Below are 14807 nucleotides of genomic sequence, written 5' to 3'. Positions count from 1 at the left end.
GCCCGCGACCGATGCTCGCGGCCGATCCCGGATTCAGCGCCGAGCAGGAGTCGAAGGCCGCGGACATCTGGGGATGGCTACGGCAACAGGCGAGGTCGGCCGGTGATTTCGCGGCCCGGTGGCGTTCGGTGCCCGGCTCGCATCGAGCGCTGATCCAGGCCACTCCCGAACAGGTCGCCGATACCCCCGGGTTTCCGGTGGCCGCGCGGCACGAGGCGATGCAGATCGCGCTGTTGCGCCGACGGAACCAGCTGGCGGCCCTATCGGGTCCGGTAGACGAATCGGCACAGCTGATGATGGACGAGCTCGACGGCCGGATGGACATGTTCGCCGCCGCCGAGCGCGGGGCCGCGCAGGTGCCGGGTCACCCCGCGGTGCGCCTGCTGGGCACCAGCGGCACCCTCATGGTGGTCGGCGATCTCGACGCCGCGGAACACGTGACCGTGCATGCGCTGGAATGGGGTTCGAGCCCCGAACGTCTGCTCCAGGGTGCGGCCTTCGCGGTCGACGATGTCGCGTCGGGCCGGGTGCCGACGGCATCGATAGTGTGGCGGGCCCCGGGTCCCACCCTGGCCGGCGATATCGCCGCTCTGGTGGACACGCGGGCCGGCGACCGGCCCGGCCCCGGTATCACGCTGATCGGCCACGGCCGCGAGGTCGCCGAGTTGCGTCGCGCGCGCGACGATGCCGCCCTTTCCGGCTACTCCGTCGGTGTCGGCGAAGCCGTTCCCGGTCAAGGCCTGGCGGCGCACGCGGTGTCGCACCGGGTGGAAGGGGGCGCGAACAACTGTTTCGCGGACGCGCGAGACGTGGCGCTGGCCTGGGTGCGCAACCTGCGGCGGGCGGCGGGCAACCAGTCTCGGGTGCACGCCGATCCGCTTCCGGACCGCGATGTGTTCGGCATGAACGGTGTGTGGGGTGCGGACGGGGCGACGAGTCTGCGCGCCGACTGGCACGAGGGAGGGTTCCCGGACACCGAAGCGATCCGTGATCATCTGCTGGCCAATGGCGGCGTGGTGATCGGGGCGCTGGCCTTCGACGGGTTCCAGCGTCGCGGCGTGGTCGGCGCGCATGCCGTGACCTTCACCGTGGTCGGCGGCGTCGTGATGGTGCACGAGGCGGGTGAGTCGACTACCTACGACGAATGGCGGAAGACGCAGCCGCGGGGCGTGGTCGGCGTGTACGGGATCGTGTACGACCGCTACGGCATCGCCGAACACGAGCTCACCGAAGGTCAGCCGTCGCGGCGCGTCGCGGGCAAGGACTTCCCGATCGCGGATATCGGCGCCCGGATGGACGGCGCCCGTTCGCCGCCGCCCGACCCCGGCCGGGCTGCGTTGCAGCGGGCCGGAATAGCGCAGGTCGCAGACCTGCTGCATCCCGCCGACGGCCCGGTGGGCGACGTAGTGTCGGCCGCACGCCGTCGAGGCGTGGTCAATGCCGCTCTGTCGCAGGATGACGCCGCGCTCGCCGCGTTGCGGGGCAAGGAGTATCGGGCGTACCTGGGATCGGCCGACGGTGTGCCGGCGCAGACACGCCATGAGCTGAACCAACAGGTCCGGGAGGAGGAGTTCGACGCGCTCAGCGCCCGGGTCGGCGAGGACCTCGACGCCGAGGGGTTGCGGCGGCTGGTGCTGCTCGACGCGGTGCGGGTCGCGATGTCGGCGGCCGAGGACGTACGGTCCGGAATCGACGCTGCGCCGGTGCGGCTGCTGTCTTTCGGTCACCGGCCCGATATCGATGCGGACGGCGCCGAGGCCGTGGCGGGTGGCCGCGGCGGGATCCAGATCGCGTTCGGTGATATCGACACCGCGGACACGGTGATCTGGTACGTGGCAGACACAGTGGGGTCCCGGGAAATCTCCTACGGCGTGCACGCCGCCGCCGAGTACCTCGCCGATTACGTCACTGACCCACAGAATTCGGGCGGCAGCGTGGCGATGGTCGCGCTGGTCGGTTACGACGACACCGTCGACCCGCCCGACAGTTGGGCCGCCGTCCTCGACCGGCACGAACGCGCGGACGCGACAGCGTTGGCGCAGCACCTGGCGGCCACGAATGCGGTCCGGATCTTCCGCGATCCTGCGGCGGGCAGGCCCATCGTCCGGTTGGTGGGTGAAGGCAGCGGTGGCGACGTGGTGCGGACCGCACTCGAGATGTACCCGTTGGCCGCCGAGGTCGATGATGTCCGGGCCGAGCGAGCCTGGAACGTGCTGGCCGCGGCCGGTCGCATCGAGGACGGTTCGCCGCGTGAGCGCCATCGTGCGACCATGACACAGCTCGCCGACGACCTGCGCAGGGCTCGGGAGCGCGCTGCGGCCGCAGCACCCGCAGCGCAACTCGAGCTCGCGCGCCTCGAGTCCATCGCCGCGGCGCTCGACCGCGCCGCCCGCTCGGCGAATCAACTGCCCGACGCGCGGACCCTGCAGGTACTGTCGCTGACTTCCCGGACCGCGCTGGTCGAGATCGGGCCGAGTGCGGGGGCCGAACAGATCGATGTGCACGTGCTGGTCGGTGAGCCCACCCCGCAGCAGCTGGCGGCGGGCCTGCAGCGGGCCGTCGACCGCCACCAGGCGGCCGCTTCCGACGGGGAACTACTGGTGGCGTCGCTGGTCTGGCAGGGGGACGACCCGGCGGGGCTGGCCGCCGAACTCGCCCGCGTCCTGGACGCGGAGCCGGGGTCGGGGTCGGCGCCGATGGTCCGGATCATCGTGCACGGTGACGGTATCGCCCTGGTGCGCCGGGTGCTGGCCGACGAGGCATTGGCGGCGTACGCCGACCGGATCGGGTTCTATCGGGACAGCAAGGCCCTGGACAGCCGGGCCGCGAACCAGCAGCCGCTGCCGGTCCGGGTCGCCGAGCCGCCCGCTGTGGTCGTCGTCCCGGCGGTCGCCGACAAGCCGTCGAAGCCCAGCGCGCCGGATCCGGTCGCCTTCGAACCAACCGATGCCCTCCCGCTCAGCGGACTGCCGGAGTCGCTGCTCGCCCTGCGCCGCAGCGACAATCGCGAAGTGCGGCGGCTGCGTGCCGCGGTAGCCCGCCATTTCGCGGAACGCGGTGTGGCAGAGGCAGATACGGTCGCGGCGGCGTTTCTGGACAGGGCTTCCGACACGTGGAGCGAGTGGACGACGAAGTACCAGACCGCGAGAGGCTTCTTCGCCGATCTGGCGGGGCTCGACGACTTCAGCTTGCAGGTCGACCTGAAGATGCACGGCGAATTGGCGGATCTGCGGGCGCGGCCGGAGGTCTCGGAGGAGGTGCGGGCCGCGGAAGCGGAGTTCCGCTGGTACGACACGCTGATGCGGCTGGGATCGGAGATCCAGTTGCGCACCCAGCGGGCCCGAGCGCTCGATCTAGTGGAAGAGACGCTTGGCGACGCCTACGCGCGTTTCCAGGGGGACCCCCAGAGCGTGGGGGAATTCCGTCGGCTGGCTGCGCAGGTCGACAGGCTGTCGGGCGTGGTCGATCAACTGCACGAGGTGCAGAGCCGGAAGCCTGTGCCCCCGGAGAGCTCCGGGCAACCGGATCCCCTTGCCGAATACGGTGTCGACCCGGAGCATCCGCGCTTCGGCCCGCGGGCCGTTCAGCACGTGCGGGACATGCTCGCCGACGCGCGCATGGGACTGGCCCTGCTCGATGAAGATCCAGTGCTCTGGTCGGCTGAGACGCTGACGCGCCGGATGTCGGATCCTGACCCGGAAAAGGCGGTTCTGGCACGGGATTATGAGAAGTACCGGCAGCTGGACCGGATGATCGACGAGATCGCGCGGCGCGACAAGGATTGGTCGGAACACGCCAACTCGTTCCAGAAGATCCTGGAATCGGTGCTGGGTCGCGCGGCTGTGCACAACCGGACCGCCCGCACTGCCCTGGGCGCCGAGTTGGCCCGGCTCCGCGACGAGGTCGCACCGCCGGGGAAGCGCCTGGCGGCCTGGACCGGGCAGCGTATCGACGCGGAGAGCGATACGCGGAACAGTGCGGCCGAGGTGTGGGTCAGCGGTATCGACGCATTGCATACCGCGCTGCGCCGCGCGGATTCGAGCCGGCATATCGCGCAGGCGGCGTTCGACGAGGTTCTCGGCGAGCACCTGAAGTGGTATCCCGACGACGCGTCGGCGCTGCGGGGCGCCCCGGACGCACTGGGCGGGCTGCGCGAACTGCTCGCCGGAACCGACGTCGAGCCCGCACGCCGGGGTCGACTGCACGAACTGCAGAGGCTCGGGCAGGAGTATCAACGGCGCACCGAACACGTAGGCCGGCTGTACACGCGGGCCCGGCAGCTCGACCTACTGGCCGGGCAATGGCAGGCGGCCCGCCTACGCGGGGATCCGGCGGAAAGCCATCGGCTCGGCGCGGCATTGAATGCCGCATTGGCGCAGGAAGCCGGAGCCGAGCTCGCCCACGACGGCGACCACGCGCAGGCCGGGTATCAGCGCCCGGCCGACGGGACCGCGCATCTGAACTGTCTGCCGGAGGCGGCCCAGGACGCCTGGGCCGCTGTGGGCTACCCGCCGCCGCGGCAGCTGGCCGGGTACGTCGCGGGCCCGCAGGGCGTCGACGCGCGGGAAGCCGCCTGGTTGGTGGGCGCGGACTGGGAGCCGAACGGTTTCGAGTCCATCGATGCGGTTCGCGACCATGTCGAGGCCAACGGCGGCGCCGTGATCATGGTCATGGAGTTCGAGGGCTTTGCCGAAATGGGCCCGGACGTCGTCGGCGCCCACGCGGTGAGCGTGAAGAAGCTGGCCGACGGCAGCGTCGTGGTGCACGAGAACGGCAGCGATATCCCCTTCGACCAGTGGGCGCGGCCTGCCCGCGTGGCCCGGACCTCCGGCATGGCGCTCGGGGTGGCCGGGCCGGCACGGGCGCTGGACGCCGACGGGCGTTCCCGGGCGGTGCCGGGTCGCGACTACGGGATGGTCCGGATCGGCGCCCGGGTGGATGTGGACCGCGCGGCGGTCGGCGTCGAACCGGATGTCTCGCTGACGCCGGTCCCCGCGGCGCCCCCGAACACGGCGTATACCGAGCCGTCCGGCCCCATCAACGCTCGTGCCCGGCCATCCGGTGAAACGACCCTGGCCCACCTGAACACAGACGCGGCCAACGAACACCGGTTGGCGTTGGAGAACGAGTCGGCCGAGATCCTGGCCCGGGTCGGTTTCCGGGTCGACCAGAACCCCGCCGTGCCGGGCACGCAGAAGAATCCCGACCTGCTGGTCGAGGGCTTGGTGTTCGACGTCTACTCGCCGTCATCGGACTCGGCCGACAGTGTGCTCGGCGGGATCGCGGAGAAGGTCGGTGCGGGACAGACGGACCGGGTGGTGGTGAACCTGGCCGACAGCGTCGTCGACCTCGCTGCCCTGGCTTCGTTGCTGCGCGGGGATCCGGGCGTTCCGAACCTGCGGGAAGTCATCGTGATCGACCAGTACCACGATGTCATCCGCCTCTATCCGGTTGTGGACGCACCGGTGCTGACCGACCCGGGCCCGGCGAGCCCGGATCCGCGGAGCCGGGCGGATTCGGCCGACCCGGTGGACGTCGAACTTCCCGTCGCGCCCACCGGCGATCTCGTCGATACGGCCGCGAACATGGAGCTACTGCCGCCGCCCCGACCTCGCGATTACACGATCCCCGGCTACCGACGCAAGTATCGGTGGGAGGACGAGTCGGTCGAGGCGCTGGCCGAGGCCGGGTACAAGGTCGTGCAGAATCCCCCGGTCCGGGGGCGCCGACAGAACTCTGACCTGCAGATCGAGGGCCGGAGATTCAACTTCTACGCACCGGACTACGATCTCACTCCGAAACGGCTGCTGGGCACGATCCAGGCCACGGTAGCCGGAAACCCGGGCGGCCGGCTCATCGTGCATCTGGGCGACAGCACCCTCGATCTCGGAGTCGTGACACAACTGCTGAACCACGGTTCCGGCGTCGCCGGTCTGCGGGAACTCATCGTGATCGACAGGCAGGGCAAGGCTGTTCCCGTCTATCACCGCTCGGGAATGCTTCTCGACGGCCGCGCGCTCCATCGACGGCCGCAGCGGCGGACGGTGCTCGGAGACTGCGCCCCGCCGGTGGTGTCGTTCATCGAGGATTTCGTCGAACAGGTGGGCGGCGTGTGGCACGGCGCGGGTCTGGTGACCGACGACGCGGTGGGCGGAGTGACCGAGGAAGCGTTCGTGCGCGCGCTGGGCGGCGAATGGCGCACCGGTGACAATCGGTTCCGCTCGCTGGAAGAAGTCGTCGAACATGTGCGGGTGCACGGCGGGGCCGTCGCCGGGGCGATGACGTTCGGACCGGCCGGCGACCACGCTTTCGGAGTGAAGAAGGTTGGCGGCGAGATAGTGGTCTTCGAACGCGCCCACGGCCGCAACCGCACCTGGACCGGTGCCGCCCAGATCGCGATGTGGCTGCATCAGCGCGGCCGGCTGGGCGTCACCGCGGTGCACGGAATCGTCCTCGACCGCAGGGGAAGGTGGGAACAGAAGTACATCCCGGGCACGGACCGGACCGTCCTGATCGAGCGCGGCGACGCTCCGCGCGGCCCGATCCGCGGCCTCCCGGGGCAACCGCGCGGCCCCGGCACCCGCACCGCACCTCCCGCCGACCACGACGCCATGTCGGCCCGGGGATATTCGACCCTGATCGTCGAACAGAGCGCGGCCGCGGCGGAGGTGGCGCGGCTGGCGAGCGCCCTGCCCGTGCACGAAGCGGATTTGTGGTCGCCGCTGCGGTACGAGGCGGCGCTGACCCGGTTCGAACAGGGGCCGTGGTCCTCGACCAGCTCCCGCAATGGGCTGTTGCTCCGTGAGGTGGTCGAGCGCTATCACGCTATCGAGAGGATGATCGGCCGGGCTGCCGAGCTGATTTTCGCCGAGCCGAACCTCGCGCGTGAGCACTATCGGTTGGCGCTGCGAGCGGCCGACGCGGCGCGGGTGTGGTCGGTGACCGCTACCCAGCTGCGGTCGGCCGTGACGTCGCGCACCGCGGATCTGACCGAGCTGTTCTCGAATCGGTACGCGGCGGAGCTGGATCGGGAGGATCCGCATCGGCAGGACAGGGAGTTGCGGGAGCTCACGTGGCGGCATCAGCACGCCAGGGCGACCGTTCGTGAGCTGGAACAGCGGCTCGCTGCGCACCGGGCCGGCCCGACAGCGAGACATGTCGGTGTCCACGGGTTCGCCGAGCCGACCGATCTCGTCACCGGGATGCGGAGTCTGCGAGCGCAATCCAGGCTGATCGCCCCGGATCTGCGATTGGAGTTCCTGCCGGGCCAGGCCGAGCATGTGGCGGCGGCCGCTCGTGCGCTGGGTGACCAGCTGCGGGCATCGGGGTGGCGAGACCAGGCGCAGATCGACGCGGCGACCGGAATGGTGCGTCAGGCTACGACGAAGGCGCTGCGCCATCTGGAAGCGGCGGATCCGGACCTCCGCGATGATGCGTGGACGGTGGGCACGACGCTGCGCTTGTCCACCGACGAGGCCGGCTTCCGAGTCCTGCACATCTCGGTCGAGGTCTTCAAGAACGGGGAGCCCTACTTCGATACCGAGAACACCGTCGACTCCGGTGTGATGGCTGATCCGCAGATGGCGACCTTGCTGGCGTCGGCCACTCGGTGGACCGCGGAATCGTGGCCGGAACTCTGGGCCGACTTCGTCGAACCGCGTCCCGCGGTCCCCTCGGTCGAGCCGAGCTCCGATACGGATCCGACCGATGCCCGGCTCCGGGTGGTCCACGCGCTGTACGACGACCACCACATCCGGTTGCACGGCTGGGAGGGGGCCGATCTCGAATACCTGGAAGCCGCCGATCAGGAGCTCCGGGACTGGATAGCCGCGCACAACGGCCGGTACGACCTCCGGGACCTCATTTTCCTTGATATCGCCGACCGATTCCGGCAGACGAGGGTCGAATCCACGGCGGGCCTCACATTCCATGGCGGCCATCGTGTAGTCGTCGTCGACAGGAGGGCGGTCACCGATCGCGGGTGGGTGATCGAAATGCAGCAGGCCGAGCAGCGGAAGCTCGGCGACGTGCGCGTGCCGGGGCCATACGTCCGCAGGGTCTTGCGGCACGAACTCGAGCATGTGGGCGATGGCGCGCGCAAGCAATTGCCCGCGCGCACGTTCGCGGAAGTATTGCGCCAGTCCTTCGGGATCTATCGGGAAGAAGGCGCTGTCCCGATGACCGGCGAGTCCGCGCCATGGCGCGAATCGCTCGCGTTCCTCCGCTGGCGCGGGCAGCTGCCTCCCTACGGGTTCCATGCCGCCAACCGGTGGGGCCGGCTGCGGCCGGGGGAAGCATTTCCGGAGGGGGCGGTGGCCGGACTTTCCGCGGCGACGGCCTTCACCGATCCGGCTCGGATCGCGGCCTGGCACGCGATCACCGGCAATGGAGTCGAGGCCGCACAGATCTATGTGTCCTGGCTGAAGCAGCGAGCCGCGTTGGACCGGATGATGACGACTTCCGCGCCGACCGATGCGGAAGGGCTGCTGCAGCGTTGGTGGAGGAAGGTGAAAGCCCTCGTCGGGCAGCCGGGTCCGGTTTCGGAGCCGATCGCGCTCGTCGAGGACGGACTGGCCGAGTATGTCGCGGCGGACCGGCCGAACCTGGCGAACCAGTGCGGCCCCATGGTTCTGGGCGACGTTCGGGAAGTGTTCGGTCGTGCGGATCTCGATATCAGCCCGGCCGATCCACTGGCCGGCATGCTGGTCAGCGAGATCGAGGCGCGGATCGGCGGTCGGGCGGACTGGCTGGGCGGAGTCGGCGAGGCGGTCACCCGGTTGAAAGACTGGGGCGCCCGGCTGGACGATCCGGAGATTTCCGATCCGGATCCGGACAAGGGCATCCCGGGAGGCGCGGGCGACGGTGTCGCGGTGCTGGTCTTCGACCCCGAGTCGCAGCACGTCCGCTGGCTGGTGCGGCGAGTCGGCCCGGACGGCGCGGTACGGGTCGAGCTGCGCGACCCCGGAAAAGGTGAGCTCCGCGCGAATTTCGCGCCGGGTCGAGATTCCCCGGGCGGCCCCGGGCAGAAGGCGCTGTTTCTGGACAGAACCGGCCACGCCGTGCCGCTGCCCGGCTGGGAAGGGCCCGATTTGCGGCCGCGCGCGATCGACGACTTCGCTGTCCGCACGTCGCGGTACACGATCCCCGACCCGCAATCGAACGAAATGCGGGTGCGACGGTTCCGTCGTGAGATCCTGGCCGCGTTGTATACCGCCCGGGGTGGCGTGGGCAGACTGGAAGCGACCGAACTGGCCGCGGCGAACGAGGAGAAGCTGAACGCCGCTCTCCGGCGATTCGATCCAGATGAGCAACAGTTGCTGCTGCGGCGGTTCCGTGACGGGGAATCGGATGTGGATGTCGCCGCGGACATCGGTCAGGCGGTGAATGTCTACCGCGGCAGAGAGCAGCGCCTGGTGGCCGCCTTCACCGCGGCTGTCACCGCGGCCGAACATCCCGAGCTGGCCGCGCTGTGGGCCGACCGCCGGGCGATCCCAGGATTGTTCAGCGCGGCCGCGGCCGTCGTCGCCGCGCGCAACGAGAGCCCGGCGGATTTCCGGGGTGCGATGGCGTCGTTGACGGCCGAGGAACAAGGAGATCTCGCGTCGTTCCTGCAGGCGCGGACGTCGCACCAGGTCGCCTTCGAGACCGGTCGCGACCGCGGGGAGATCAGAATGCGACGGGGCGCCGCGATCCGCCGGGCGGTCGAGCTGCTCGCCGCGGCCGCGGCGCCGGTCATGGAGACCAAGCGGGAGTACACCGTCGATCGGGACACCGCTGAGCTGATCGCGGACGCGCTCTCCGCGGACAGCGCAGCCTCCGGCGAGGACCTGGCCGATGCGATCATCTCGACGCTCTGGGACCGCGCCGCCCGTGCTTCCGCCGCACTGGGGATCGAGTCCGGCGTCGCGTGGATCACCCCGGCGGAGGCGAAGAGCCTGGCGGCGGCGTTGGACGTGGTCGCGCCGAAGCTGCTGAGCTCGGCGATGCTCGCACTGGCAAGAGACACGGTGAACGACAAGGTCGCCCGTCGGCGGATACGGTGGGGGCGGTCGGTCGCCGAGACCGCTGCCGAGTTGGGCATCACCGAAGAGGAGGTCGGGGCCCACGAGGCCCGGGCGCTGGCGAAGGTGGCCACCCGCGTCGCCGGATTCCGGGTGCCCCGCTCCGATGAGGACATCTCGCTGGTGACGGCGTTGCGTCGGGGCCCCGGAGAATTGCGAAACCTGCTGGACCGGCTCCCCGCGGTGGAGCGGACCGTCATCGAGGGGTATCTGACGGGGCGTTCGAGCAGCGAAATCGCGGACGGGCTCGAGCTGCACCCCACCAAGATTCCGCAGCAGCGACGCCGTGCCGTCCAGGAGCTGTTCTCCGACGTCGATCCCAGCGAACTGGTCGCGGACCGGCTCGATGACGTGGACGAGGACCTCGTCGACGACCCCGCGGCGGATGTCATCTCTTCGGAAGCGACCGCGCTGATCGCGGCGGCGCGGGCGGCAGACCCCGCGGGCTTTGCCGCGAACCCCGTCGACGCGGTCGTCGCCGCGCTGCGACACCGCGCGGTCGGGCAATCCATCGAGTTCCCCGGCGCCGAGCCAGGAGCCGTGTGGGCCGACCTGGACGACGCCCGGATTCTGGTCCTGGCCGTCCATCGGGTCGACCCGGCGGCGTTACGGGACGCCATGCGGAAGTTGCCGGATGCGCAGGCGCGCAAAATTATTCGGCGACGCGTTCTGTGGGGCTCATCGGGCGCCGGGACAGCCGTCGAATTGGGCGTCAGCGAGCACCGGGTCGAGGTCGGCGAAGCCCGTGCGCTGGCACTGCTGGCCGACCTGCTCGGCGAGTTCCGGCTACCGGTGGACGACGAACTGAACCTGGTGTCGGCGCTGCGCCGCGATGCCGCAGGCGTCCAAGGGCTGCTCGCGCAGCTGTCTTCGGTCGACAAGACCCTCATCGAGCGGTATCTGCAAGGGGCGCTCGACAAGGATGTCGCGGCCGAGCTGTTCCGCGACCCCTCCGAGATCTCCCAGCTCCGGCGCCGCGCCATCCAGAGGTTGTTCGAGCTGCGGGCACGGCCGGTCACGGAACTGCGCGACCGCGCGGTCGCCTGGGCGGTCGAACTGTTCGGTGCCGCGCCCAAGGCCGGCTACGTCACGGCCGAGGAGGCATGGGGCATGCTCGAATCGCGTGCCGAGGTGGACGAGCAGCGGCTGCGGGACGAGATGCGCGCGCTGCACGATAAACGCGCGCAGGTCATGGAACGGCGACTCTTTCAGGGGCTCACCGTTACCGAGACCGCCGCCGAGCTGAGCTTGTCCGAAAGCCAGGTCCGCGAACTCCAGGACAGTGCGGCGGCGCACTTCGTGGCCGGCCTCGCCGGTCTCTGGGTGTGGCAGCCGCGCGGTGCGGCGGGCCTCCGGGTGATCGAGGCATTGAGCGACGATCCCGACGATTTCCTGGACTGCCTTGCGCTGCTGGCTCCCGACTCGGCGACCGCGGTGCGACTGTTCCTGCTGGGCTGGTCGGACCCCGAGATCGCCGCTGAACTGGGCGGCGAGGTCAGGACGGTCACGAAACTGCGGCAGCGTGCGATCGACCGGCTGGCTACCTTGCTGGACACCGATCCCGGCGACCGCGCGCCGCAGCGAGCGATTCGACGCTCCACCGCCGCCGGATATGAGCGCCCGGCCGCCGCGGGGATTCCGGAAAAGCTGCGCGGCCGGATGAACTGCGCCCCGGCGGTGACCGACAAGGGCCGGAAGTTCATCGAACGACTGACCGGCAGCCTGCCGCCGGGGCCGGCGCTCTTGGACAGCCCGGACGTCAAGACCCACGGTGTCCGGGAGGACGAGATCGCCCGGACGCTGGGCGCGGAGTGGCATGAGGGCGGGTTCGGCGCCGGCGGGCTGGCGACGGCGTTGCGCATGGTCCAGGACGGCGAAGCCGGATTCATCGCGGGCGCCATGGTGTTCGGTGACGCCGGGGCGCATGCGTTTTCGATCGAGCGAACCGCCGACGGCACGGTGGTGGTGACCGAGAAGATCGACGGCGAGACCAGGACCTGGAGCAGTAAGCGGGGATACACCACATGGCTGCGCGAACGAGCCGGCTGGCCGATCACCCAGGTGCACGGCATCATCATCGGCACCGACGGCCGGCCCGAGACCGCCTTCGACGAAAATCGCGACCGCGCAGAAGTTCGCGGCCACTCCGCCCCGGCGGGGCCGATCGGCGGCCTGCCGTCCGAGGCCGGTGGATCGCCGCTCCCGCCGGAGGGCTCCGGGGAAGTGTCGGCAGTACCATCCGACCAGCAGAGCGGCCGCGGACTACCTGCGTCCGAACTGCCGTCTCCGGACGGTGTGTCCGCCTACGTGGAGCCCGACTCGGAGAAACCTACTGCCGCGGCGCTCGGAGCCGCAGAATTGTCGCCCGGCCGGACGTCCGCGGAGTCTCCGGCCGCGCACTCTGCGCCGGAAGGCGGAACGGAATACTGGGCCGAGGTGGACGCGGCCATCGAAGAACTCATCGCGATCGATCCTGCCTTCGCCTATCTGGAGGATCTGCCGAGGGGGGAGCCGGGGGAGCCGTTCGGCGCCGACTGGGTCAGTAAGCGTGGGATCTGGTTCGACGCCTTGTTCTCCCAGGTCGTCGAGGACCTGCGCGCGCTGGAGCTCTCGAACGCGGAACTGCGCAGGATGGGTCCGCGCCGGCTGGGGAAGATGGTCTCCTTGTCCTTCTCGCGGGGCATCGATAAATTGCGCGAGACGGATTTCGCGGAGGAGTTCACGGATAAGGACGCCCTCGAGATGCGGCGGGTCGTCGCGCGTGCTCCCGTCTACGCCGCGCTCGCCTTGCTGGCCGTGACCGGCCTGTCGATAGATCAGCTGGTACACAACGGCAAGATCAGCCGGCAGTCGCTCTTCGTGAAGCAGCAGAAGATCACCAGCGACGGCCGGACCATCTCAGTCTGGAAATTGCGTACGCTGCCGGAGAATTCACCGCAGCGGGCCAGCAGCCTGCAGAGCCGAGACCGGATCTCCCGGTGGACGAAATTTCTGGCCGCGACCTCGCTCGACGAATTGCCGCAGCTGGTATCGATCCTGTTCGGCAAGATGCAGTACTACTCGGGCCGGCCGCTGCTGGGCGACGACCACGCGAGAATGCGCAAGGTGCTCACCCCCGAGGAGTACGCGAACTGGAATCGGTTCCTGAAGGACGATCTGTGGTCTGCCCTGCATTTCCCGGGCTGCCGGGCGCTCACCCCGCAGAGCGACGAATATCTGCGCGCTCGGTATCTGGCCGCGTTCATCTGGTCGAGGATGGGCAGCCGGGCGGGTGAGGAATACATGATGAAGGTCGTCGACCGTTACCTGCTCAGTACCGTCGTGCGAGAGGGCACGGACCTGGTGCTGGGAACCGGGAAGGATATCGCCGACGGATCAGTCGGGCTGCTACCCGACGCAGCGGCCGCGCGAGTGCGCGATATCGCGCGGCCGACCCTCGGGGGAGCGGCCGGCTGGCTCGGGAGGTTGATCCGGGGCGCGGCGGATCGTGCGGCGGGCTTCATCTACCCGGTGACCCGGATGAGGTCCCGCACGGACGGGACGCGGCTGGTCACCCACAACCAGCGCCTTTCTGCACACGGTGGGGAACAGCCGGGCGGCCGCCCCACCGTGGCGTCACCGACCGGTGAATCAGCGTACGAGGCATCCGCTCCGCGCCGCCCCGCAGCGCTCAACTGGACCATGGGCGTCCCCGACCCCGACGCACGCTGGGACGGCAGCGGTGACCTGTGGGATCGCGGTCCCGCGCCGACGCGGGGGCAGAACCGGATACAGAGGCTCGCGCAACTGAACGCGGACGGCGGTGGATTCGCGCGCGGCGCCGGACAGTCGTCCGAACGGGCGGATGTCGCCGCTGGCGACGGGGCGCAGCCCGGAGGGATCGCCGGTGCTGCCGATCGGGGCATCTACGAGGTGGCGCGGCCGGACCATCCGGCAGTGATCCGCCCGGAGGGTAAGCGCCATCACGGAGTTCGGCGGGTCACTGTGGAGGGAGGGCTTTTCTACGACTGGAACGGCGATCTCTACAACACCACTGGTGAAGGCGATATTTTCCTGATCGACGCGAACACGCTCGACATCCGGATCGCGGGCGACCCCGAGATCGATCACTCGATGGTGTACAGCGAGTACGACGACCCGGAGCAGGGCCCGATCGGCCTCGGATTCTGGAAATGCGTCGAGGGCGAGATAAAAGAGATCTCCTCCGGCAGTTGGGTATTCGGCACGGCATCGGAGAACCCGAAGTTCGCCGCTCAGATCAGATATGCGCTCCGAGCGAAGGGGGTGAACCTCGCGCCGGTCGAATTCGGTGAGCGAGGCCAGCACGGGTTGTGGAAGTCCAGTGTCATCAACCCGGATCTCGGCGGATTCATCGATCAGGGCGGCCCGGACGCCGCGCAGGTGTTCAGCGGCTTCGGTGACGATTTCTGGATCGACATGGTCGGGAAAATCGCGACCGTCGACCAGGTGTCGGTGATCCTGCGGGTCAATCTTGTCGGTGGGAAGCCCGGAAAGTTCACCTTGGTACTGGCCCGCGAGAACGGGGCTCTCACGGCCCGCATCACGAATGTGGATCTGGGTCCGGACGCTGCCCGGGTGGCGCCTGCCCTACCGGAGTTCTATTCGAGGGCATTGGCGCCGTGGCTGGCCGAGGCCGGCGCCCGCTATGTCGGGGATCCGGGCGTCATCGGCGGGATGAGTCCTGGCGCGGGCCGCCACGGGGTCGGTTCGATCCGGGAACCGTAA

1 protein-coding gene (running past one end of the window) is annotated in these 14807 nt (G+C 69.7%); it reads left to right on the top strand.

Translation table 11 applies throughout. The features are described 5' to 3' along the window. On the top strand, nt 1–14807 hold the final stretch of the coding sequence (locus OG804_RS08275; protein WP_328395550.1) for a sugar transferase. 17656 nt of this gene lie to the left of the window's left edge; only the last 14807 of its 32463 coding nucleotides appear in the window; its start codon lies beyond the left edge, outside the window; its stop codon occupies nt 14805–14807.

The sequence above is a fragment of the Nocardia sp. NBC_00416 genome (assembly GCF_036032445.1).
GTDB lineage: Bacteria > Actinomycetota > Actinomycetes > Mycobacteriales > Mycobacteriaceae > Nocardia.
The sequence above is the reverse complement of the archived record's forward strand: the minus strand, read 5'-3'. Positions and strand labels throughout refer to the sequence as shown.